The 24,018-nt window shown below is 67.0% G+C and carries 20 protein-coding genes; 1 reads left to right on the top strand and 19 read right to left on the bottom strand.

What is annotated here, in order from left to right; translation table 11 throughout:
* The first annotated feature begins 435 nt into the window (after positions 1-435).
* Positions 436-1,101 carry a 2-polyprenyl-3-methyl-6-methoxy-1,4-benzoquinone monooxygenase gene (gene coq7 / locus DW355_RS06485; protein ID WP_131278608.1) on the top strand — a complete coding sequence of 222 codons (666 nt, stop codon included), beginning with the start codon at positions 436-438 and terminating at the stop codon, positions 1,099-1,101.
* A 73-nt stretch (positions 1,102-1,174) separates the two neighbouring features.
* On the opposite strand, the gene DW355_RS17790 is transcribed toward coq7, so the two are convergent.
* The 19 genes from DW355_RS17790 to hslV form a co-directional block, all read right to left on the bottom strand.
* Positions 1,175-1,351, bottom strand: coding sequence for a hypothetical protein (locus DW355_RS17790; RefSeq protein WP_165493136.1), 177 nt, complete (start codon positions 1,349-1,351; stop codon positions 1,175-1,177).
* A 59-nt stretch (positions 1,352-1,410) separates the two neighbouring features.
* On the bottom strand, positions 1,411-2,334 hold the full coding sequence (gene lpxC, locus DW355_RS06480) for a UDP-3-O-acyl-N-acetylglucosamine deacetylase (RefSeq protein WP_131278606.1): 924 nt from the start codon (positions 2,332-2,334) through the stop codon (positions 1,411-1,413).
* A gap of 236 nt (positions 2,335-2,570) precedes the next feature.
* Positions 2,571-4,022 (bottom strand): cell division protein FtsZ, encoded by a 1,452-nt coding sequence (gene ftsZ / locus DW355_RS06470; protein ID WP_242671364.1) that lies wholly within the window; start codon positions 4,020-4,022, stop codon positions 2,571-2,573.
* Positions 4,023-4,222: 200 nt separating this feature from the next.
* Positions 4,223-5,470, bottom strand: coding sequence for a cell division protein FtsA (gene ftsA, locus DW355_RS06465; protein WP_131278604.1), 1,248 nt, complete (start codon positions 5,468-5,470; stop codon positions 4,223-4,225).
* A 27-nt stretch (positions 5,471-5,497) separates the two neighbouring features.
* Positions 5,498-6,388, bottom strand: a complete 891-nt coding sequence (locus DW355_RS06460; RefSeq protein ID WP_131278602.1) for a cell division protein FtsQ/DivIB — start codon at positions 6,386-6,388, stop codon at positions 5,498-5,500.
* Positions 6,385-7,389, bottom strand: a complete 1,005-nt coding sequence (locus tag DW355_RS06455) for a D-alanine--D-alanine ligase (RefSeq protein WP_131282398.1) — start codon at positions 7,387-7,389, stop codon at positions 6,385-6,387. Before DW355_RS06455 ends, DW355_RS06460 begins: the two co-directional genes overlap by 4 nt.
* A 14-nt stretch (positions 7,390-7,403) precedes the next feature.
* Positions 7,404-8,804, bottom strand: coding sequence for a UDP-N-acetylmuramate--L-alanine ligase (gene murC / locus DW355_RS06450; RefSeq protein WP_131278600.1), 1,401 nt, complete (start codon positions 8,802-8,804; stop codon positions 7,404-7,406).
* A complete protein-coding gene (murG, locus tag DW355_RS06445) occupies positions 8,801-9,862 on the bottom strand; it encodes an undecaprenyldiphospho-muramoylpentapeptide beta-N-acetylglucosaminyltransferase (protein ID WP_131278598.1) in 1,062 nt (353 codons plus the stop codon). The genes murC and murG overlap by 4 nt, the downstream gene beginning before the upstream one ends.
* A 264-nt stretch (positions 9,863-10,126) precedes the next feature.
* A complete protein-coding gene (gene ftsW, locus DW355_RS06440; RefSeq protein WP_431733231.1) occupies positions 10,127-11,434 on the bottom strand; it encodes a putative lipid II flippase FtsW in 1,308 nt (435 codons plus the stop codon).
* 218 nt (positions 11,435-11,652) lie between these two features.
* Positions 11,653-13,626, bottom strand: a complete 1,974-nt coding sequence (murD, locus tag DW355_RS06435; protein ID WP_131278594.1) for a UDP-N-acetylmuramoyl-L-alanine--D-glutamate ligase — start codon at positions 13,624-13,626, stop codon at positions 11,653-11,655.
* Between the two features lie 8 nt (positions 13,627-13,634).
* A complete protein-coding gene (mraY, locus tag DW355_RS06430; protein WP_131278592.1) occupies positions 13,635-14,810 on the bottom strand; it encodes a phospho-N-acetylmuramoyl-pentapeptide-transferase in 1,176 nt (391 codons plus the stop codon).
* Positions 14,811-14,825: 15 nt separating this feature from the next.
* A complete protein-coding gene (locus DW355_RS06425) occupies positions 14,826-16,316 on the bottom strand; it encodes a UDP-N-acetylmuramoyl-tripeptide--D-alanyl-D-alanine ligase (protein WP_242671314.1) in 1,491 nt (496 codons plus the stop codon).
* A complete protein-coding gene (locus DW355_RS06420; protein WP_131278590.1) occupies positions 16,313-17,893 on the bottom strand; it encodes a UDP-N-acetylmuramoyl-L-alanyl-D-glutamate--2,6-diaminopimelate ligase in 1,581 nt (526 codons plus the stop codon). The genes DW355_RS06425 and DW355_RS06420 overlap by 4 nt, the downstream gene beginning before the upstream one ends.
* Entirely contained in the window at positions 17,890-19,662 is a 1,773-nt protein-coding gene (locus DW355_RS06415) for a peptidoglycan D,D-transpeptidase FtsI family protein (protein ID WP_131278588.1), read from the bottom strand. The genes DW355_RS06420 and DW355_RS06415 overlap by 4 nt, the downstream gene beginning before the upstream one ends.
* A complete protein-coding gene (gene ftsL / locus DW355_RS06410) occupies positions 19,662-20,063 on the bottom strand; it encodes a cell division protein FtsL (RefSeq protein WP_131278586.1) in 402 nt (133 codons plus the stop codon). The genes DW355_RS06415 and ftsL overlap by 1 nt, the downstream gene beginning before the upstream one ends.
* A gap of 154 nt (positions 20,064-20,217) precedes the next feature.
* A complete protein-coding gene (rsmH, locus tag DW355_RS06400; protein WP_131278583.1) occupies positions 20,218-21,180 on the bottom strand; it encodes a 16S rRNA (cytosine(1402)-N(4))-methyltransferase RsmH in 963 nt (320 codons plus the stop codon).
* A gap of 9 nt (positions 21,181-21,189) precedes the next feature.
* Positions 21,190-21,630: a division/cell wall cluster transcriptional repressor MraZ gene (mraZ, locus tag DW355_RS06395; protein WP_131282392.1), complete on the bottom strand. Its 441-nt coding sequence runs from the start codon at positions 21,628-21,630 to the stop codon at positions 21,190-21,192.
* Between the two features lie 337 nt (positions 21,631-21,967).
* Positions 21,968-23,338, bottom strand: coding sequence for an ATP-dependent protease ATPase subunit HslU (gene hslU / locus DW355_RS06390; protein WP_131278581.1), 1,371 nt, complete (start codon positions 23,336-23,338; stop codon positions 21,968-21,970).
* 85 nt (positions 23,339-23,423) lie between these two features.
* Entirely contained in the window at positions 23,424-23,972 is a 549-nt protein-coding gene (gene hslV, locus DW355_RS06385; RefSeq protein WP_131278579.1) for an ATP-dependent protease subunit HslV, read from the bottom strand.
* Positions 23,973-24,018 lie beyond the last annotated feature (46 nt).

Here is a 24,018-nt window from a genome sequence, read left to right as displayed (position 1 = left end):
AGCCGTACGACGCTGGGATGGACCCCTGGTTCACCTCCTCTAGCAAGGAAGTTGGGCGCTATTGCACCAGAAGGCCTAGGTGCAAGACAACGTGAAAACCCTGAAGTCACTGCTTTGTCACACTTGCTGTGGTGCTGAGGCAACAAACACTGCAGGGTCAAATTTCCGTCATCGATATCTCATCGCCTGGTCTGTGGCAGTCGATGCCTTCCGTGCTGAACACAACACATGTCCTCATGAACTTAGTGACCCGGCGGTCAGTGATTAAGTCATGCGCGACACACCATCCTGTCCCATGCTGCCCCTTGCCTTCTTCGCGATGCGCTGATGTACACCGCATGAACGCAAGTGCCTCGATGCCGCACCGATCATGTCGTTTGATCTGCGTCAGAGACCATGCCCGCCCGCCTCGTTCAGCCGAGGCACAATCCCGCCATGCGTTCAAGCCATGTGCCCGAGTCTTTCCCAGATGCCCTGCTCACCGCCGCCGACACGGCGTTGCGCACGCTGTTCGCGCCGCCCCGCGCAACCCGCCCCACGCCAAGCGCCGCGCGCTCGGCAATGGACTCGGCGAAGACGCAGGAACTGAACGCGGAAGAGAAGCGCCTGTCCGCGGCGCTGATGCGTGTGAACCACGTGGGCGAGGTCTGCGCCCAGGCGCTGTACACCGCGCAGGCCTTGACCACGCCCGACCCGATGCTGCGCCGACACTTCATGCGCGCCTGCGACGAAGAAACTGACCACCTGGCGTGGACGAAGCAGCGTCTGGACGAACTGGGCTCACGCCCCTCCGTGCTCAACCCGCTGTGGTACGCCGGGGCCTTCGGCATCGGCCTGCTGGCGGGGCGCATGGGCAATGCCATCAGCCTGGGTTTTGTGGTGGAGACCGAGCGCCAGGTGGAAGCGCACCTGGACAGTCACCTGGAGCGTCTTCCCACAGGCGACACGACCTCGCGCGCCATCGTGGCGCAGATGAGCAAGGACGAGGCGGGCCATGCCTCGGAGGCTCTGGACGCGGGCGGCACGGAACTGCCCGGCCCGGTCAAGGGCCTGATGCGCGCCGCCGCCAAGGTGATGACGACGACGGCGCACTACCTCTGATCAGACCTCGCTGCGACCTAGGGCGCAGCGCGCGCCACGCAAGGGACGCCGCGCGCCCTGCCCGATTCAGGTTTCAGGCGATGCGCGTGACGATCAGCACCGCGAAGAAGAGCAGCGCGGCGATGATGGTCCACTTGAGCGTGATCAGCCCCCAGCGGCGATAGCGGGACTGGCCGGTGCCGGCATAGAAAGCGAAACTAACTGCCGCACCCAGCAGCAGCAAGAGCATGGCCCAGCGGAACAGCAGCATGGAAAGAAGACTCGCTGACTTGTGAACGTGTGAAATGTGCTTCGAGAGGCGCAGGCCGCTTACCAGGCACGCGCCAATTGCGCGTAACCCTTGGGCGCGAGCTTCTCGTTCTCGAAGGTCACGACCTCCCAGGCATCCTCGTTCGCCAACAGCTCGCGCAAGAGCTTGTTGTTCATGCCATGACCGGAGCGGAAGGCGGTGTAACTGGCCAGCAGCGGCTTGCCCAGAACGTAGAGGTCGCCCATGGCGTCGAGGATCTTGTGCTTCACGAACTCGTCGTCGTAGCGCAGGCCACCTGCATTGAGCACCTTGTAGTCGTCCATGACGATGGCGTTGTCCATGCCGCCGCCCAGGGCCAGGCCGTTGGCGCGCATCATCTCCACGTCCTTGGTGAAACCGAAGGTGCGCGCGCGGGCGATGTCGCGCGAGTAGTTGTGCACGCTCAGGTCGAACTCCACGCGCTGGCCGGTGGAATCCACCGCGGGATGGTGGAAGTCGATCTCGAAGCTGAGCTTGTAGCCGTGGAAGGGGTCCAGGCGCGCCCACTTGACGTTCTGGCCTTCGCCCTCGCGCACCTCGACCGGCTTCTTGACGCGCACGAAGCGCTTGGGCGCGTTCTGCAGCTCGATGCCCGCGCTCTGCAGCAGGAAGACAAAGCTGGCCGAGGAGCCATCCAGGATGGGCACTTCCTCCGCGGTGATGTCGATGTAGAGGTTGTCGATGCCCAGGCCCGCGCAGGCCGACATCAGGTGCTCCACCGTGTTCACCCGCGCCCCGCCATGACTGAGGGTCGACGCCATGCGCGTGTCGCTCACCGTCAGTGCACCCACGGGAATGTCCACCGGCTCGGGCAGGTCCACGCGACGGAACACGATACCGGTGTCTGGCTGCGCGGGGCGCAGCGTGATCTCCACGCGTTGGCCGCCGTGCAGGCCCACGCCCACCGCACGGGTGAGGGATTTGAGGGTGCGTTGTTGCAACATGGCCACTATTTTAAGTTAGTAGACCCTCACAGGGCCTGTTCTGCCGCAGAAACCTTGACTATCGCGGCAATAGTTTGCTTGTGGTGACAAACGATCCCGTCTCTGAACACATCTCGCGATTGACGGAATGGAAAGCGTAGCGAGCGGGTCGAGGTTGCGGCGAGGAGCACAGCCGTACTTCCTGTACGGCGCGCACCGCAGATGCAATATAGGCCCGCGCAGCAGCTTTACATCCGTCAATCAGCTTGCTTGCGCAGGAAGGCGGGAATCTCCAGATCCTCCATCCCCCCCGCCGACAATGCATCCACCTTGGCCGCGGCCTGGGTGCGGTCGCGGGTGCGCCAGACGGCGGGCGAGGCCATCTGGTTGTAGTCCGCCTGCGGCGGAGCGGGCGGCGTCATGCCCGGCAGATTGCCCTGCGCAGCGGCAGTGCGCTCGGCCACTCGGGCCTGAGCGGCGGCGCGCGCGGCGCTGGCCGAGGCGGCGGCAGCACCCAGGGACGCCGCCGACTGCCCCAGCGGCGCGCCGTAGGATTGGGACGACGAAAAAGGCTGGGCCGCCGGCTGCGACATCGGCTGGCCCAGGGGTTGGGTCAGTGTCGGCGGCGCGGCCACGGGCGCCGCGTTGATCGGGTTGTTCAGCGTCGGCACCTGCAGGGGGGCGCCCACGGCGTCATGGGTTCCGGTGCGCAGCACCTGCAGGGGCGGCGCGGTACGGCGCCCGCCCTGGCGGATGGACAGGCCGGTGGCGACCACCGTCACACGCAGATCCTCGCCCAGGCTGTCGTCGTAGGCCGTGCCGAAAATCACCATGGCCTCGGGCGCGGCGTAGGCACGGATGGTGTTCATGGCCAGCTTGGTCTCGGCCAGCTTGAAGTTGTCCTTGGAGGCGGTGATGAGCACCAGCACGCCGCGCGCGCCGGACAGATCGATGCCTTCCAGCAAGGGGCTGGCCACGGCCTGCTCGGCAGCGATGCGCGCGCGGTCCGGACCGCTGGCGCGGGCCGTGCCCATCATGGCCTTGCCAGGTTCGCCCATGACCGAACGCACGTCGTTGAAGTCCACGTTCAGCTCGCCCGGCGTGGTGATGATCTCGGCGATGCCGCCCACCGCGTTCTTGAGCACATCGTTGGCGTAGGAAAAGGCTTGGGCCTGCGTGATTTCATCGCCCAGCACTTCCAGCAGCTTCTCGTTGAGCACGACGATGAGGGAGTCGACATTGGCTTCCAGCTCGGCCAGGCCCGCGTCGGCGTTGATCATGCGGCGGCCACCCTCCCATTCGAAAGGCTTGGTCACCACGGCCACGGTGAGGATGCCCATCTCACGCGCGATGCGCGCGATCACTGGCGCCGCGCCCGTGCCTGTGCCGCCGCCCATGCCCGCGGTGATGAACAGCATGTGCGCGCCGCTGACGGCCTCGCGGATCTGGTCTTCCGCCGCCTCGGCCGCCTCGCGCCCCTTCTCGGGCTTGCTGCCCGCGCCCAGGCCACTGCGGCCCAGCTGGATTTTGCGGGCGGCGCTGCTGCGGCTCAGGGCCTGGGCGTCGGTGTTGGCGCAGATGAACTCCACGCCCTGCACGTCACGCTCGATCATGTGTTCGACCGCGTTGCCGCCGCCGCCGCCCACGCCGATGACCTTGATCTGCGTGCCGCGATCGAATTCGGATTCGTCGATGATTTCGATGTTCATGCTGCTCATAGCTTGCTCCTTGCCATCCGTGTCAGTTGCCTTGATTGATTGAATTTGCGTCTTGCCTTGCGGCTTGTTGTTCTCATGCGTCGGCCCTCATCCGCTCGCGCGCGCCCGTCGCCAGCGGCGCCGCGGACTTCGGCCCGGGCTGCCTCGGGCCAGTTGGCACAGGTAAAGCGTCGTCATGTCCGGGCCTCGCCTCAGAAGTTGCTGATGAACCAGTCGCGCAGCCGCGTGACCTTGCTCTTGACCGTGTGCAGGGGGTTGCCCGTGCTCACGCGGTAGCCGCGCAAACGGGCCAGGCGCGCCTCTTCCAGCATGCCCATCACGGTGGCGGCCCGGGGCTGGCCCACCAGCTCGGCACCTCGGCCCGAGAACTTCGGCACGCCGCGTCGCACGGGCTTGAGGAAAATGTCTTCCCCCAGTTCCACGATGCCCGGCATCAGGGCGCTGCCTCCCGTGAGCACGATGCCCGAGGACAACACCTCCTCGCAGCCCGATTCGCGCAGCACCTGCTGCACCAGGGTGAAGATTTCCTCCACCCTGGGCTCGATCACGCCAGCCAGCGCCTGCCGGCCCAGCATGCGCGGGCCGCGATCGCCCAGGCCTGGCACTTCGAGCTGCCCGTCCGGATCGGCCAGCAGTTGCTTGGCGCAGCCGTTCTCGACCTTGATGTCCTCGGCGTCCTTGGTCGGCGTGCGCAGCGCCATGGCGATGTCGCTGGTGATGAGGTCACCCGCGATCGGGATCACCGAGGTATGGCGGATCGCGCCGCCCGTGAACACGGCCACGTCGGTCGCACCCGCGCCGATGTCCACCAGGGCCACGCCCAGTTCCTTCTCGTCCTCGGTCAGCACCGAGAGGCTGGAGGCCAACGGGTTCAGCATGAGCTGCTCCACCTCCAGCCCGCAACGACGCACGCACTTGACGATATTCTCCGCCGCGCTGGCCGCGCCGGTCACGATGTGCACCTTGGCCTCCAGGCGGATGCCACTCATGCCGACCGGCTCGCGCACGTCCTGGCCGTCGATGATGAATTCCTGCGGCTCCACCAGCAACAGACGCTGGTCATTCGGGATGTTGATGGCCTTGGCCGTCTCCACCACGCGGGCCACGTCGGCCTGGGTCACCTCGCGGTCCTTCACGGCCACCATGCCACTGGAGTTGATGCCGCGGATGTGGCTGCCCGTGATGCCGGTGTAGACGCTTGAAATCCTGCAATCTGCCATCAGCTCGGCCTCGCGCAGCGCCTGCTGGATGCTGTGGACCGTGGCGTCAATGTTCACCACCACGCCGCGCTTGAGCCCGGTCGAGGGCGCAATGCCCAGTCCGACCAGGCGCAGCTCGCCCGCGTGGGGGCCTTCGTGCAGGACCTCGGCCACCACCGCCATCACCTTGGCGGTGCCGATGTCCAGACCGACGACCAAATCCTTGTATTCCTTTGCCATGGGGGTGCGCGTCCTTCGCTTGTTCCTTTACTTTGCCCGCGCCTTGTCCAAGGCCGCGACCGTGCTCACGCCCCGCAGGCGTAGCGCATAACCTTGGGCGTATCGCAGATCGGCGCTTTCCAGCGCCGTCAGGTCGCGCCGGTGATGCGCCGCCACCTGGGCCGCCGTGTCCAGAAAACGCTGCAGACGCGCCTTCACCTCGGGGGCATCGCCGCCCCCCAGTTCGATCAGGGCCGCGCCGCCCACAGGCGCCGGGGCCAATTGCCGAACACCCAATTGCCAATTGCCGCGCGGCGTCAGCACCAGGCTGGCCGTGCGCAAGCCTTGCGCGGCCAGCAACGGCGCCACGTCGCGCTGCATCGACAGCACCTCGGCAGCACGCGCCACCGGGCCATCCAGGCGCGGCAGGTTTTCGGTTTCCACTTCGTCCAGGTTGGCCTCGAAGACTTCGCCCTGACGGTTGAGCAGGGCCTGGGCGCCCGCGCCCTGGTCGGTGCCCTGCTCCTGGCCCCAGTAAGCGGCCGGCTGATGTTCCTCCAGGATCACCCGCAGGCGACTCGGGAACTCACGCTGCACCACGGCACGCCGAACCCAGGGTTGCGCTTCGAACACACGCTGCACGGCCGGCAGATCCACCGTCAGGAAGGTGCCTTGGATATGCGGCATGACACGGGCGCGCAAGGTCGGGGCATTGCTGTGTCGAACGTCGCCCAGCACCGTCAGGCCGCTGATGGAGAACACCGGACGCTGCATCACCCAGCGCGCGAAATAGGCCAACGCCAGCAGCACGAAGACCAGCAGCATCGCGCGCGCCAGGCCGTTCATCAGGCGCACGTCGAAAGTGGCGCTCGCGGGCGCGGCCTGGCCCGCCGCCGCCCTTGCGGTGGACGCAGGCTGGGCCACCGTCTTTTTCCTCATGCGCCCTCACCTTGTCGCGCGTGGTCGAGCTCGGCCGATGCCAACAGGCGCAGGCACAGGTCCTCGTAGCTGATGCCTGCCGCCTTGGCCGACATGGGCACCAGCGAATGGCCCGTCATGCCGGGCGACGTGTTGATCTCCAGCAGATAGGGGGCCCGGGTCGCGGCATCGATCATCACGTCCGCCCGTGCCCAGCCCCGACAACCCAGGGCATGGAAGGAGCGCAGCACCAATTGCTGGATGCGCGCCTCCTCTCCCGCGGGTAATCCGCTGGGGATGATGTACTGCGTGTCATCACTGAAGTATTTGTGCTCGTAGTCGTAGTTGCCGCCGGGCGCGACAATGCGGATGGCTGGCAGCGCACGCGCGTCGGTGCCGCTGCCGATCACGGGCACCGTCACCTCGTCGCCCGCGATGAATTGCTCGCACAGCACCAGCGGGTCGTGCTGGGCGGCTAACTGGTAGGCCAGCGCGCACTGAGCGGCGTCGCTGACCTTGGTCAGCCCAATGGTCGAGCCTTCGCGCGCTGGCTTGACGATCATCGGCGCGCCGAGCTCCGACAGCGCGGCGAGGGTTTCCTCCGCGCTTGTCACGTTCTTCCAGCGTGGCGTGGGCAGGCCCTCGGCCAGCCAGATGCGCTTGGTCATCACCTTGTCCATCGCGACGCTGGACGCCAGCACGCCGCTGCCGGTGTAAGGAATACCCAGCAGTTCCAGCGCGCCCTGCACCGTGCCATCCTCGCCGAAGCGGCCATGCAGGGCGATGAAGCAGCGGGCATAACCTTCACGCTTGAGTTCGCCCAACTCGCGCTCGGACGGATCGAAGGCGTGCGCATCCACGCCGCGCGCGCGCAAGGCCTTGAGCACGCCCGTGCCCGACATCAGCGAGACCTCGCGCTCCGCCGACGCGCCACCCATCAGCACCGCGACTTTGCCTAGACCACTGGCCCCCACGCTCCCCGCAGGGGCCTTGGCGCCTTGGGACGGCCCGGCGGCGCTCAACTTCGCATTACCCGTCATTTCACCAACTCCACCACTTTCGCGGGCACACCGCCAATCGACCCCGCGCCCATGCACATCACCACGTCGCCCGCGCGCGCCGTGTCCAGAATCGCCTGCGGCATGGTGGCGATGTCGTCCACGAACACCGGCTCCACCTTGGCCGCCACACGCAAGGCGCGGGTCAGGCTGCGCCCATCGGCCGCGACGATCGGGCTCTCGCCCGCCGCGTAGACCTCGGCCAGCAGCACGGCGTCGGCGTTCTCGCCGATGACCTTGACAAAATCCTCGAAGCAGTCGCGCGTGCGCGTGTAGCGGTGCGGTTGGAAGGCCAGCACCAGGCGCTTCCCTGGGAAGGCGCCACGCGCCGCAGCCAAGGTCGCCGCCATCTCCACCGGGTGATGGCCGTAGTCGTCGATCAGCGTGAACGTGCCCCCGCCCTTGGCAGGCATCTCGCCATAGCGTTGGAAACGCCGACCCACACCCTTGAATTCGGCTAGCGCCTTGAGCAACGCGGCATCCGGAATTTCCAGTTCGGCCGCGACGGCAATGGCCGACAAGGCGTTGAGCACGTTGTGCCGACCCGCGAGGTTGAGCACCACGTCCAGGTCGGACAACACCACCCCGTTGCGCCGCTGCACCGTGAAATGCATCTGCCCACCCACCGCCCGCACATCGACCGCGCGCACCTGGGCGCTTTCGTCAAAGCCATAGCTGGTGATCGGACAGTTCACGGTGTCCGCCACCTCGCGCACGGCCGCGTCGTCGGTACAGAGAATGGCCGTGCCATAGAACGGCATGCGGTGCAGGAAATCCACGAAGGCCTGCTTGAGCCGGCCGAAGTCGTGCCCGTAGGTCTCCATGTGGTCGGCGTCGATGTTGGTCACCACCGAAAGCACGGGCAGAAGATTCAGGAAAGACGCGTCGCTTTCGTCGGCCTCGACCACGATGAACTCGCCCTGCCCCAGCCGCGCGTTCGCACCCACGCTGTTGAGCCGCCCCCCGATCACGAAGGTCGGGTCCAGCCCGGCCTCGGCCAGCACGCTGGCGACCAGGCTGGTGGTGGTCGTCTTGCCGTGCGTGCCGGCGATCGCGATGCCACGCTTGAGGCGCATCAACTCGGCCAGCATGACGGCGCGCGGCACGATGGGAATGTGCTTGTCGCGCGCGGCCAGCACCTCGGGGTTGTCGGCCTTCACCGCGGTGGAGGTGACCACCGCGTCCGCGTCCGCGACATGCTGCGCCATGTGCCCCACGAAGGTCTTGATGCCCAGGCCGGCCAGACGCCGCAGCGTGGCGCTGTCGGACAGGTCCGAGCCTGAAATCGTGTAGCCCAGGTTGTGCAGCACCTCGGCGATGCCAGACATGCCGGCGCCGCCCACGCCGACGAAATGAATGTTTTTGATCGCGTGTTTCATGCCACGCCTCCCGTCAGTTCCTCGCAGGCCGCCACGAGGCGCTGCGTTGCATCCGTCTTGCGCACGGCGTAGGCCGCCTCGGCCCGCCGCAGCAACTCCTCGCGCGAGGCGTTTTTCAGCAGCAGGGACAGGCCCGCAGCCGTCAGGTCCTGCTGCTGGATGAGCCAGCCCCCGCCCGCATCCACCAGGAAGCGCGCGTTCGCGGTCTGGTGGTCGTCCACCGCGGCCGGGAAAGGCACGAAGATGGCCGCCGCGCCGATGGCGGCGACTTCCGTCACCGTGCTCGCACCCGCGCGGGCGATGACGAGGTCAGCCTGCGCGTAGGCGCTGGCCGTGTTCTCGATGAAGGGCGTTAGTTCGGCTTCCACGCCAGCGGTCGCGTAATTGGCGCGCAAGGTCTCGATCTGCCGGGCGCCGCTCTGGTGCGTGACCTGCGGTCGTTCCGCGCGCGGGATGTAGGCCAGGGCCCTGGGAACGATGTCGTTCAGCGCCTGCGCGCCCAGGCTGCCGCCGACGACCAGCACCCGCAGCGGGCCTTGGCGCCCCGCAAAACGCGCGGCTGGTGGCGCTTGATTCAGGAATTCGGTACGCAGGGGATTGCCCACCCACTGCGCCTTGCGCAAAGCGCCTGGTCGATCGGTCGGAAAGGCTGAGTACACGCGGCGGGCCACACCCGACAACACCTTGTTCACCAGACCGGCGACGGAATTCTGCTCGTGCAGCACCAATGGCTTGCCCGCCAGCACGCCCATCATGCCGCCGGGGAAGGCGATGTAGCCACCCAGCCCCACGATCACGTCGGGTCGCACGCGGCGGACCACGCAAAGACTCTGCCAGAAGGCGCGCAGCAGGTGAAACGGCAGCAGCAGCAACCTGCGCAGCCCCTTGCCGCGCACGCCGCCGAAGTCCACGTGCTCGAAGGCAAAACCGCGCGGCGGCACCAGCAAGCCTTCCATGTGCTCGCGGTGACCCAGCCAGTGCACCCGCCAGCCCTTGTCACGCAAGGCTTCGGCGACCGCCAGGCCGGGGAAGATGTGCCCCCCCGTACCACCGGCCATGATCAGGGCACATTTGGCACGTGCCCCCACGCTTCCCGCTGCGCGGGGTTCGCTGCCCCCGAGGGAGCCGTGTTCGCCACCTGGGGCGGCCCGGCGTGGCTCACGGTCATGCCCGGCCTCCGCGCATGCGGCTGCACCGCGCAGCGCTGACGCGCTGGTGTCCGTTTTGTTGAAACAGACAACTCATGCCCGGCCTCCGTGCATGCCCACGGCTGCGCCGTGCAGCGCTGACGCGCTGGTGTCCGTTTTGTTGAAACAGACAACTCATGCCCGGCCTCCGTGCATGAGTTGTCTGTTTTCGTAGTCCACCCTCAGGACCAATGCGATCGCGATCAGGTTCATCAGAATCGCCGAGCCTCCGTAACTCATGAATGGCAACGTCAGTCCCTTGGTGGGCAAGGCGCCCAGGTTCACGCCCATGTTGATGAAGGCCTGGAAGCCGATCCAGATGCCCACGCCCTGCGCCACCAGGCCAGCGAATACGCGGTCGAGCGCGATGGCCTGACGGCCGATGTGCATGACGCGGCGCGTGAGCCAGAAGAAGAGCGCCGCCAGCGTCAGCACGCCGATCAGGCCGAATTCCTCCCCGATCACGGCCAGCAGGAAATCGGTGTGCGCCTCGGGCAGCCAGTGGAGTTTTTCCACGCTGCCGCCCAGGCCGACACCGAAGATCTGACCGCGGCCGAAGGCGATCAGCGCGTGCGAGAGCTGGTAGCCCTTGCCCAGCGCGTGCTGCTCGCTCCAGGGGTCGAGGTAGGCGAAGATGCGTTCGCGCCGCCATTCGCTGGCGGCGATCATCAGCACGAAGGCGATCAGCAGGATGCTGGCGATCAGGAAGGACATGCGGGCATTGACGCCGCCCAGGAAGAGGATGCCCATGGCGATGACGGCGATCACCATGAAGGCCCCCATGTCGGGTTCGGCCAGCAGCAACACGCCGATCAACGCCACCGCCAGGCCCATGGGTGCGACGGCACGGAAGAAATGCTCCTTCACTTCCATCTTGCGCACCATGTAGCCTGCGGCGTACACCAGCACCGCCAGTTTGGCAGCCTCAGAGGGCTGGAAGTTCATGAAACCCAACGAGAACCAGCGCCGCGCGCCGTTCACCTCGCGGCCTACGCCCGGCACCAGCACCACCGCCAGCAGCAGCAACGCGCCCAGCAACAGCCAGGGCGCAAGCTGTTCCCAGCGGTCCATGGGAATGCGGAAGGCCACCACTGCAAGCACCAAGCCCGCGCACAAGGCCGAAGCATGGCGCAGCAGGAAATAGCCCTGGCCGTACTGCGCGAAGCGCGGGTTGTCAGGCAAGGCGATGGTGGCGGAATACACCATGATCAGCCCCCAGGCCAGCAAGGCCACCAGCACCCCGAGCAGAGCCTGGTCGAAGGCCATCAGGCGCGCGGGCAGACCGCCATCCCCCTGGCCATAGAGGTAGCTGCGCCGGGCCGAGCCCGCGTCAACCGTGGCCGTGGCGCCCAAAGTGGCTGGACCGAACGTGCTGTTCCCGAACGTGCTGGTACCGAAACCCGTGCCCGCGCCATAGAGGCCCACTTTGACGGGCAGCTCCATGGGCGGCTCGCCCTCCTCATGCGGCGCAGGCGCGCCACGCCGACCGTGCAAGCGAGTGCGCAGGCCTTGCCATCCCAGACGCGCCCCCCCCGAAGCCAGGCGCCAGCCCTGGCTTGCGGCCGCGCTCATCAGTCCGCCCAAGGATGCGGCCATCGTGCCCAGGTGCGACATCGCCTGGGTCGCCAGACGGGATGGGGTGCGGTTGTCGGGGCGGAGGTTCACAGTGCGACTCCCGCGTCCTGGGCCAAGGCCCGCACCGCCTCGACATAGACCCGCGCGCGGTGCTCGTAGTTGTCGAACATGTCGAAGCTCGCGCAGGCGGGCGACAGCAACACGGCATCACCCGCGCGCGCCTGCGCGCTCGCCAAGTGCACGGCGTCGGCCATGCTGGCGGCGTCCAGCAGGGGCACGCCACTGCCCTGCACGGCGGCGCGGATCTGGGGCGCGTCGCGTCCGATCAGGATGACCGCGCGGACGTAGCGCCGCACCGGCTCGGCCAGTGGCGAAAAATCCTGCCCCTTGCCTGCCCCACCCAGAATCACGACGATGCGCGGGCCCGAGGCCTGTCCGACCAGATCGTGTTCGCCACCCGGTGGCGACGCGTTCATTGACTCGCCCAGCCCCACCAGCGCGGCCACGGTCGCGCCCACATTCGTGCCCTTGCTGTCGTCGACGTACTCGACATCGCGCACGATGGTCACCGGCGCCACGCGGTGCGGTTCGCCCCGGTACTCGCGCAAGCCGAACAACAGCGGCCCCAGGGGACAGCCCGCGGCCTGGGCCAGCGCCAGAGCGGCCAGGGCATTGCTTGCGTTGTGACGGCCGCGGATGCGCAATGCGTCGGCGGGGAGCAGGCGTTGAATGAACAGCTCCTCGTCCTGCGCCTCGCTCACGGACTTGCGACGTTTCTGCGCTTCGTCCGCGTCCTGGGCGCGCACCAGCCAGCTCATGCCGTTGACTTGCTCCAGGCCAAAGTCGCCCGGACGGCGCGGCATGTCCACGCCGAAGCTGACCGTGGTACGCGGGCGCGCCTTGCCGGCGCGGGTTTTCTCGCCGGACGGCGACGCGACCATGGCGACCACCGCCGGGTCGTCGCGGTTGAACACGGCCAGGCCCTGGCGACCATACACCCGCGCCTTGGCGGCGGCATAGGCCGCCATGTCGGGATGCCAGTCCAGGTGGTCTTGCGTGAGGTTGAGGACCACGGCCGCAGTCGGCTCAAAGCCCTGCGCCTCGTCGAGCTGGAAGCTGGAGAGCTCCAGCACCCAGACTTCGGGCAGGGCGGCTCCCCGCTGGGCCTGCGCGTCGAGTTTTTCGCTCAGCACGTCCAGCAGGCTGGGGCCGATGTTGCCCGCCACGGCCACGGTCTTGCCGGTGTGTTCCACCAACAGGGCCGTCAGCGCCGTCGTTGTCGTCTTGCCGTTGGTGCCGGTGATCGCCAGCACCTTGGGCTGGTAGCCCTCGGTCTTGTCCGCGCCCTCCCGTCCGACCTGGAGGTCGCGCAGCGCATGCGCGAACAGGTCGAGTTCACCCCCCATCCAGAGGCCACGCGCGCGCGCGACCTGCCAGACTGGCGCCACCTGCGCCGGTGACAGGCCTGGACTCTTGAAGACGGCCCGGACATCGCCGTGGTCCACGCCTTCGACCAGAGCCGCGCTGAATTCCCCCGCGATGAAGGTGACCTGCGGCAGTTCGGCGCGCAGAGTGGCGAGTTCTGGCGGCACGGCGCGCGTATCGGCAACGCTCACGCGCGCACCCTGGCGCACGCACCAGCGCACCATCGCCAGGCCAGAAGCCCCCAGGCCCAGCACCAGCACGGCCTGGCCTTGCAGGGCGGATACCGGCGCCGCGTCCACTTTGTCGGCGACGTCGAGCACCTCCCCCAGCTCGTCCTCGGCAGACACGCTGAACAGCTCTCCCGAAGGCGGAGAGGTCTCGGCCGATTCGGCCGATTCCGCCACGCCAACTCCGCCCACCGAGACGGACGGCGCGGGCGATGCACCGTCGGCCACCGGCGCGTCGGCGAACAGCGCGGCGACGAAGGCGGCTGCCTCGCGTCCGGCGGTCAACGTGTCCATGCCCGGCACGGTGTGCGTACGCCCCCCCGGCTGCGCCGCGGGCACGCCGGTCAACGCCACTTGCGTGGACGCGGACAGCGGACTGGACGGGGCTTGGGTCTCTTCTGGGTTCATCGCGGGATTCAACGCAATTTCAGGGTCGCAAGACCGGCCAGGCACAGCAGCATGGTGATGATCCAGAAACGCACGACCACCTGCGTTTCCTTCCAGCCACTTTTCTCGAAGTGATGGTGCAGCGGCGCCATCTTGAGGAGACGACGGCCTTCGCCGTATTTCCGCTTGGTGTACTTGAAGTAGCTCACCTGCAACATCACCGACACCGCTTCGGCCACGAAGATGCCGCCCATGATGGCCAACACGATTTCCTGCCGCACGATGACGGCGATGGTGCCCAGGGCGCCCCCCAGCGCGAGCGCGCCCACGTCGCCCATGAAGACCTGGGCCGGATGCGCGTTGAACCAGAGGAAAGCCAGTCCTGCGCCCGCCATGGCGGCGCAGAAGATCAGCAACTCGCCCGATCCGGGGATGTAGGGAAACAGCAGGTATTTGGAATAGAAGATGCTGCCACTGACGTAGGCAAAGATGCCCAGCGCCGAGCCGACCATCACCACCGGCATGATGGCCAAGCCATCCAGGCCATCGGTTAGATTGACCGCATTGCTCGCGCCCACGATCACAAGGTAGCTCAGCACGACGAAGCCCACCACGCCCAGCGGGTAGCTGACCTGCTTGAAGAAGGGCAGCAGCAGGCCCGCCTTGGGCGGCAAGATGACCTCGCCCGCCTGGATCCAGGTCATCAGCAGCTCCCAGACGCTCTGATTGCCATTGGCCGAGATGGCAAACACCAGGTAGAAGGCCGCGACGATGCCGATGAGCGATTGCCAGAAGTACTTCTCGCGCGAGCGCATGCCCTCGGGGTCCTTGCGCACAACCTTGCGCCAGTCATCCACCCAGCCGATGGCGCCAAAACCGAAAGTCACGAACAACACCGCCCAGACGAAGCGATTGCTCAGGTCGAACCACAGCAGCGTGGACACCGCGATGGCCAGAAGGATGAGCACGCCCCCCATGGTGGGCGTGCCGCTCTTGACCAAGTGCGTCTGCATGGCGTACTCACGCACGGGCTGCCCGATCTTGAGCGCCGTCAAACGGCGGATCACGCGCGGACCGGCGATCAGGCCGATGAGCAGCGCCGTCACCGCCGCCAGCACGGCGCGCAGCGTGAGATATTGGAAGACGCGCAGGAAACCCAATTCAGGGTACAGCGTCTGGAGCCATTGGGCCAGGCTCAGCAGCATGTGAGGCCCCCTTGTTCAGGACGAAGCAGCATGTTGTAGTTCCTTTTCTGCGGCGGCGTAGGCCTGGATGGCCTGCACCACGCGTTCCATCTTCATGAAGCGCGAGCCCTTGACGAGCACGCTGTGCACTTGCGGCAAGGTGGCCAGCACAACGAGGTTCAGTGCGTCGACGTCCTGACCATGGTGCAGGCCTCCCATGAAGGCCTGGGCAGCGACCCCGCTCATCTCACCCAGGGTGTGCAGCAGTTCGATGCCGCGCTCACGCGCGTAAGCCCCCACCTCGGCATGGAAGCGCGGTCCGTCTTGTCCGACTTCACCCATGTCACCCAGCACCAGCAGGCGCGGACCAGGCAGGCCGGCCAGCACATCGATGGCGGCTCGCACCGAATCCGGGTTGGCGTTGTAGGTGTCGTCGACCACGGTCAGCTCGCGCCTCGCCACCGACACACGCAGGGCACGCGACCGCCCCGAGACCGGCTCGAAGGACTCCAGCCCACGCACGATGGCGCTCAAAGGCACCCCCGCGGCCAGGGCGCAGGCGGCGGCGGCAAGGGCGTTCTTGACGTTGTGCAGGCCGGCGACGCGCAAGGTGAAGCGCAAGGTGCCTGCGGGCGTGCGCGCCTGGACCTCCCAGCGCCCCCCCTTGTCGTCAGCCTGCCACTGGGGCGGCGCCATCGAGGGGTCGGCGCAGTGCAGATCGGCCACCGCGTCGGTGAGCGAAAACGTGAGTCGGGTCCGCGCGCCGGCCAGTCCATGCCAGACGCTGGTGTAGGCATCGTCCGAGGGATAGACCGCGACACCTTCGGCGCCCAGCGCGGCAATCACCTCGCCGTTCTCGCGCGCCACCGCTTCGATGCCAGGCATGAATTCCTGGTGCTCGCGCTGCGCGTTGTTGACCAGCGCGACCGTGGGCCGGGTGATGGCCGCGAGCTGCGCGATCTCGCCGGGATGGTTCATGCCCAGTTCGACCACGGCCAACTCGTGCCGGGGTCGCAGGCGCAGCAGGGTCAGCGGCACGCCGATGTCATTGTTGAAATTACCCTCGGTGGCCAGCGTGGTCTGCGGCTTGTGCGCGCGCAGGATGGCGGCCGTCATCTGCGTCACCGTGGTCTTGCCGTTGCTGCCCGTGATGGCGATCAGGGGCAGGCGGTGCCCGCGCGCGATGTGCTGTCGCCAACCCGCAGCCAATTGCCCGAGCGCACGGCGGGTGTCGCTCACCACGAAGCCGGGCAATTGCGCCTGGCGCAAGGCCGCAGCGTCGCTGCACAAGGCGGCCACCGCGCCCGCGCCACGGGCCTGCGCCAGGAAGGCATTGCCGTCGAAACGCTCACCCCGCAGCGCGACGAACAGATCTCCCTCGCGCAGGGTGCGTGAATCGGTATGGACGCGTCGCACGCGGACGTCGTCCACGGCGGGCCCGCCCACCTCTTCGGCGAGCAGTTGGGCACCGCTGAGCCAAGGCAGCACCTCGCGCAGGCCGAACATGGTTTCCGTGTTGCCGTTCATGCCCTTGCTCCTTCTGATGTCGACTGGCGCGCGGCCCGCGCTTGCAACGCCGCACGGACCTCTTGCCGGTCCGAGAACGGCCGGCGCACGCCCGCCGTCTCCTGGTAGTCCTCGTGGCCCTTGCCCGCGATCAGCACCACGTCCGGCGTGTCGGCGTCGGCCAAGGCGCGGGTGATGGCCAAGGCGCGATCGGGCTCGACCCAGGCATCGCTGTCTACCGGCAGCCCGCGCCGGATCTGTTCGATGATGGCCAGCGGCGACTCGCCGCGCGGGTTGTCGCTGGTCAGGACCACGCGGTCCGCGTGCCGCGCGGCTGCCGCGCCCATCAGCGGACGCTTGATCGGATCTCGGTCGCCCCCGCAACCGAAGACGCACCACAGGCGGCCGCCACGCTGCGCCACCAGCGGACGCAGGGCCTGCAGAATCTGCGCCAGCGCGTCGGGGGTGTGGGCATAGTCGACCACGGCCAAGGGCATGGCGTCGCCCCCCTGAAACTCCATGCGCCCGGGCACCGGATGCAAGGAGCTGCCGGACGCCGCGGCGTCCGCCAAGGGGAATCCCAGGCAGCGCAACGCGGCGATCACCCCCAGCAGATTGCTGACGTTGTACGTGCCCAGGGTGCGGACCTGCAGGCTCGCCGTCTGCGTGCCTTCGCGCAGCTCGAAGTGCAGGCCTTGGGCCGTCATGCGAATCTCGCTGGCGCGCAGTCGGGCCGAGCTGTCCGCGCGCACGGAACAGGTCCAGAGATCGAAGTCGGGGCGCGTGACCAGTTCGGAGGCGAGCTCTGCACCCTTGGGATCGTCGATGTTGACGACCGCGGCACGCAATTGCGGCCAATCGAACAGGGCCGCCTTGGCCTGCCAATAGGCCGCCATGCTGCCGTGGTAGTCCAGGTGGTCCTGGGTGAAGTTGGTGAAGAGCGCAACGCGGATGCGCGTGCCATCGAGTCGGCGCTCGACGATGCCGATGGACGAGGCCTCCACGGCGCACGCTGAAAAGCCCTGGTCCGCGAAACGGCGCAGGGCCTGCTGCAACAGCACCGGGTCAGGCGTGGTCAGGCCGGTGGCGACGATCTCCTCGGCCGCGGCCGTGACGCGCCCCACCCCCAAGGTGCCGATCATGGCGCACGGCGCGCCCGGGCGCAGCGCCGACAAGGCCTGCGCCAGCCACCAGGCCGTGGACGTCTTGCCATTGGTGCCGGTGATGGCCAGCACCTCGAGCACCTGCGAGGGTTGTCCGTAGTAGCCGGCCGCGATCGGGCCGCTGGCGGCCTTCAGGCCCTCGGGGCCATCGTATGCCGCGATCCGGTCGGCACGCGCCGGGTCATCAAGACCCAAACCATCGGCGAAAGCCGCCAAGCCGCGCGCGTCGACCAGGCAGGCCATCGCACCCTGGGCCAGCGCGGCGGGCACGAAAGCCCGGCCGTCGCGCGCGGCGCCAGGCCAGGCGATGAAGCCGTCTCCCGCGCCGACCCGACGGCTATCGGTGGTCAGCTGGCCGCGCGCCGGGTCGACGCGCTCGCGCAACCAGCGCGTCGCTAGTTCGGGGGAATGCAGCAGGACCGGGGTCGCCGTCACAGCCGACCTCCTTTTGCGGCCCTGTCCATGCCTTCCGCGACGATCTGCGGCTTCACGTCCAGGTCGGGCTGCACGCCCATCAGGTGCAAGGTCTGTTGCACGGTGTCGCTGAACACCGGAGCGGCCACGTCGCCGCCGTAGATGCGGCCCGCGCCAGGCTCGTCGATCATCACGGCCACGATGATGCGCGGCTGCTCCACGGGTGCGAGACCGACGAAGACGCTGCGGTATTTCTTGTTGGAGTAGGTACCGTTGTCGTCCAGCTTGCGGGCCGTGCCCGTCTTGCCACCCACCGAATACCCCTGGGCCTGCGCCCGGGTGGCCGTGCCGCCGGTGCTGGTCACCATGCGCAACATCTGGCGCACGGCGCGCGCGTGGTCGGCGTGCAACAGGCGCACGCCACGCACCCCGTCGGCATCGACGTACTGCGACTTCTGCAGGGTGATAGGGATGATCTCGCCATCGTGCGCGAACACGGTGTAGGCCTGAGCCAGTTGCACCAGACTCACCGACAGACCATAGCCGTAACTCATGGTCACGTGCTCAATCGGCTTCCAGCCTTTCCAGGGGCGCAAGCGCCCGCTGACGACCCCCGGGAAAGGGAGTTGCGGACGCTGGCCAAAACCAATCTGGCTGTAAAGCTCCCACAGGTCGCTGGCCGGCATCTGCAGTGCAAGCTTGGCGATGCCGATGTTGCTGGACTTCTGCACGATCTCGGACACCGTGAGCACCGGGTAGGCGTGGGTGTCACTGATGACGGCGCCACCGAAGCGCATCTGGCCGCTGGTACTGATGGCCATGCTGGTCGATGGCGTCACGATGCCGCGCTCCAGCGCCAGCGCGGCCACGAAGGGCTTGACGGTGGAGCCGGGCTCGAAGGTATCGGTCAGGGCGCTGTTGCGCAGGGCCGCGCTGCCGCGCCGCGTCAGGCGGTCCGGCGTGTAGCTGGGGTAGTTGGCCATGGCCAGCATCTCACCGCTCTGCGCGTCCAGCACGACCACGCTACCCGACTGAGCGCGTTGCTCCTGCACGGCCTGCCGCAACCGCTCGTAGGCGAAGAACTGGATCTTGCTGTCGATCGTCAGGCGCACGTCCCGCCCCTCGACGGGCGGTACCTCGGTGCCCACGGCCTCGACCACGCGGCCCAACCGGTCCTTGATGACCCGGCGCGAACCGGACTTACCCGACAGCGTGTCGTTGAACGCGAGCTCCACGCCTTCCAAGCCATGGTCCTCGATGCTGGTGAAGCCCACCAGGTGCGCGGCCGCCTCGCCCTCGGGGTACTGGCGCTTGTATTCCTTGGTCTGGTAGATGCCTTTGAGTCCCAGTGCGGCCACCTGCCGCGCCGTGGGTTCGTCGACTTGGCGCTTGAGCCAGACAAAGGTCTTGTCCTCGGCCTGCAGTTTGCGCTTGACGTCGGCCAAGGGCATGTCGAGCAGGCGGGCCAATTTTTGCCATTGCGGGGATTGCTCCTCCACGTCCTCTGGAATGGCCCAGATGCTGGGCGCCAGCACGCTGGTGGCCAGCATCTGGCCGTTACGGTCCAGGATACGACCGCGCGTGGCCGGCAGTTCCAGCGTGCGCGAGTAACGCACCTCGCCCTGCTTCTGGAAGAAATTGTTCGAGAAAACCTGGATATAGGCCGCGCGCGCGGCCAGCACCATGAAGGCCGCCGCGACCAGGCCCACCACCAGTTTGCTGCGCCAGACCGGCGTGCGACTGGTCAGCAGCGGACTGGCGCTGTAGCGGATGTTGCGCGGGCCGGCCATCAGCGGCGCTCCTTCGCCGCGCCGGTGTCGGCGTTGACCAAGCCGCGCGGCAGGTTGACGCCGCCCAGACGCCCTTGCACCTCACGGCCCTGGGCCGCGCGTGTGGCACCCGCCTCCACCGCAGCCACGGTGCCGTTGCGGCCCAGCGTCACATAGTCTGTGATGGCGGGCGTGGCCGTCCGCATCTGCAGGCGATCGTGGGCCAGTTGCTCCACGCGCTGGGCGGTGGCCTGACGTCGTTTTTCCAGCTCCAGTTGCTCACGCTCGGTCTCGATGCGATGCGCATCCAATGTGGCGCGATCCAGCGCGGTGAAGAGCCGGCGCGATTGGTACTGCACGTGCACCAGGTACAGGGCGCTGGCCAGCACAGCCAGAAAGAGCATGAAGTTGACGCGGGTCATGACAGAGCCCCCACGCTCCCCGAGGAGACCTTCGCGCCTTCGGGCGGCCGGGCGGCGCTCATCATGGCCCCCACGCTCCCCGCTACGCGAGGTTCGCTGCCCCCCGAGGGGGCCTTCGCGCCTTCGGGCGGCCGGGCGGCGCTCATCATGGCACTCATGCCTCCCCCCTTTCCGCGTCCGTGCGGACGGCCACGCGCATGATGGCGCTGCGCGCGCGCGGATTGGCCGCCACTTCCGCCTCGGAGGGACGCAGGCGTTCGACGGCGCGCAGCCGTGTCGGCGTCGGCGCGGCGAAAGGCGCGCGACGGTCGTAGACCTCGCGCGCGTGCCGCGCGATGAACTGCTTGACGATGCGGTCTTCCAGCGAATGGAAACTGATCACGACCAAGCGTCCTCCGGTTTGCAAGACATCGAGACTCGCCTCTAACGCCGCCTGCAGTTCTTCAAGCTCGGCGTTGATGAAAATCCGAAAAGCCTGAAATGTGCGCGTCGCAGGGTTCTGGCCCGGTTCGCGGGTTTTGACCGCGCCAGCCACGAGCTGGGCCAGTTCAGCGGTGGTGGCAAGGGGGCGGCCCGCCTGCCTGCGTTCGACAATCGCCTTTGCAATCGGGCCAGCAAACCGTTCTTCGCCATAGTCACGAATCACCTCCGCAATCTCTCGCACCTCGGCCACCCTCAGCCACTCGGCGACGCTGCGTCCGCGCGTCGGGTCCATGCGCATGTCCAGCGGCCCTTCGGCGCGGAAGGAAAAACCCCGCGCCGGGTCGTCGATCTGCGGCGAACTGATGCCCAGGTCCATCAGGAGACCCTGGCAGCTTTGGGCGGGCAAGTCGCTCAGTTGCGCGAAGCCCTGGTGCCGGATCGAGAAACGCGGGTCGGACTCGGCGACTCTTTCCGCTTCGGCCACCGCCTGCGGGTCCTTGTCGAAGGCCGTGAGGCGTGCCTGCGGCGAGAGCCTGGACAGCAGCAGACGCGAATGGCCGCCCCGCCCGAACGTGGCATCGACGTAGTGCCCGTCCTCCAACTTCACGGAGTCCGGCAATTCCACCGGCCTGTTGAGCAAGGCATCGACCGCTTCGTTCAACAAGACCGTGGTGTGTGTCCATGTCTGTTCCACCGCCGACCTTTAGAAGGAAAAGTCCTTGAAAGCGTCAGGCATGCGGGCCTGCATGGCCTGAGCCTCCTCGGCCTCGTAACGCGTCTTGTCCCAGAGCTCGAAATGGCGCCCCATGCCCAACAGCATCACGTCTTTGCTGATGCCGGCCGCCGTCCGCAGCTCGGGTGAGATCAGCACGCGGCCCGTGGCGTCGATCTCCACGTCCATGGCATTGCCCAGGAAGATGCGCTTCCACCACTGTGCATCCATGGGCAGCGCGGCGATGCGCTCGCGGAACTTTTCCCATTCGGGGCGCGGGAACACCATGAGGCAACCGTGCGGGTGCTTGGTGATGGTGAGCTGGCCGGCGCCCAGGCCCGACGCTTCGGAGGCGAGCACGTCCCGATGCCGGGTCGGCACGGACAGCCGCCCCTTGGCATCCAGACTCAGCGATGAAGCCCCTTGAAACACGCGCAGCACCTCTTGTTTGCACCAGTACAGGAGGGCAGAAAGCGCACACGCACTTTCCACCACTTAATTGCACTTTTTTGCACTGTATCAGTAAAAACAAGAGGCGCAAGAGGCGCTTGTGAATTTTTTCAATGAAATCAAAGACTTAAACGCTTAATTGAAGGCTATTTTCAATGAAAAAACGATCTAAATGAAGGACTTAGATCGTAAAGTGCATGTTTCGCTTGAAGGAAGTGGGCGCCCACAAAAAGAAACAAGGGCGTCCCAGGACGCCCTTGCGATTTGTCACGGCCTTTGCGATCTGCGCCGACGGACACCAGCCGTCGTCAGACCGGCCTCAGAGGATGTAGTGAGAGAGGTCCTCATCCTTGCTCAACGCCGCCAGCCGTTGGTCCACGTATGCGGCATCGATCTTCACCATCTGCCCACTGAGCTTGGTGGCGTCGAAGCTCACTTCGTCCAACAGCCGCTCCATCACGGTCGCGAGGCGCCGCGCGCCGATATTCTCGGTGCGTTCGTTCACCTCGTAGGCGATGTGGGCGAGCCGCGTGATGCCGTCCGGCGCGAATTCCAGGGTCACGCCTTCGGTCGCGAGCAGGGCCTGATACTGCTTGGTGAGCGAAGCATGCGTCTGGGTCAGGATGGCCTCGAAATCCTGCACGGACAGCGAGGCCAGCTCCACGCGGATGGGCAGACGGCCTTGCAGCTCGGGAATCAGGTCGCTGGGTTTGCTCAGATGGAAAGCGCCCGAGGCGATGAAGAGGATGTGGTCGGTCTTGATGACACCGTACTTGGTGCTGACCGAGGTGCCCTCGACCAGGGGCAGCAAGTCGCGCTGCACGCCCTGGCGCGAGACCTCCGCCGTGCTCTGGCCTTCGCTGCGCGATGTCACCTTGTCGATCTCGTCGATGAAGACGATGCCGTTCTGTTCCGCGTTGCTCAGCGCCTGCGCGCGGATTTCGTCCTCGTTGACCAGCTTGGCGGCCTCCTCGTCCAGCAGCAGCCTCATGGCCTCGGGAATGCGCATCTTGCGCAGCTTGCGCTTGCCCGCGCCCATCTGCCCGAACAGGCCACGCAGTTGCTCGGTCATCTCCTCCATGCCGGCCGGCCCCATGATCTCGAGCTGCGGTTTGGGTTCATTGAGTTCGATCTCGATCTCGCGCTCGTCGAGCTGACCCTCACGCAGCTTCTTGCGGAAGATCTGGCGCGTGTTGCTGTCGCCGCCCTGATCGGGGCGCTCGACACGACCGCGCTCCAGTTCCTCGCCAAAGCCGTCGCGCGAAAAATCGCGTGGCGGCGGCAACAACGCGTCGAGGATGCGCTCTTCCGCCGCGTCCTCGGCGCGGGTGCGCACCTTCTTCATCTCGGCCTCGCGGGTCAGCTTCACGGCCACGTCCATCAGGTCCCGGATGATGCTGTCCACGTCCTTGCCCACGTAACCCACCTCCGTGAACTTCGTGGCCTCGACCTTGATGAACGGCGCATCGGCCAGGCGGGCCAGGCGACGCGCGATCTCGGTCTTGCCGACGCCGGTGGGACCAATCATCAGGATGTTCTTGGGCGTGATTTCGGGTCGCAGCGCGGCGTCGACCTGCTGGCGCCGCCAGCGGTTGCGCAGGGCGATGGCCACGGCACGCTTGGCGTCCCTCTGGCCCACGATGTGGCGATCCAGTTCGGAGACGATCTCCTGCGGGGTCATGCTGCTCATGGCGCCCCCACGCTGGTCACTGCGTGTAGTGCGCTGTCCCCCGAGGGGGCGCGAGCTTGCTTGAAGCGGTTCTGCGCTGCGCTCATCATTCGAGTACTTCGATCGTGTGGTTCATGTTGGTGTAGATGCAGATCTCGCCCGCGATTTCCAGCGATTGCTTGACGATCTCTTTCGCATCCAGCTGCGTGTGCTTGAGCAAGGCCATGGCCGCGGACTGCGCGTAGGCGCCGCCCGAGCCGATGGCGACCACACCGTGCTCGGGCTCCAGCACGTCGCCGTTGCCGCTGATGATGAGCGAGCTCTCCAGGTCCGCGACAGCCAGCATGGCCTCAAGACGGCGCAGCACGCGGTCGGTGCGCCAGTCGCGCGTGAGTTCGATCGCGGCGCGCTGCAGATGGCCCTGGTGCTTCTCTAGCTTGGCCTCGAAGCGTTCAAACAGGGTAAAGGCGTCCGCCGTCGCACCGGCGAAGCCCGCGAGCACCTTGCCGTGATAGAGCTTGCGTACCTTGCGTGCCGTGCCCTTGACGACGATGTGCCCCAGCGTGACCTGCCCGTCCCCGCCGATCGCGACCTGCATGCCCCGTGGGGTCTGCCGCCGCACACTGACGATGGTGGTTCCGTGAAATTGTTCCATGAGGATATTGTCCCACCCCCAGGCTACGCGCCTCGTTGGGCGCTAC

This window comes from Hylemonella gracilis (genome assembly GCF_004328645.1).
Classification (GTDB): domain Bacteria; phylum Pseudomonadota; class Gammaproteobacteria; order Burkholderiales; family Burkholderiaceae_C; genus Hylemonella; species Hylemonella gracilis_B.
The sequence above is the reverse complement of the archived record's forward strand: the minus strand, read 5'-3'. Positions and strand labels throughout refer to the sequence as shown.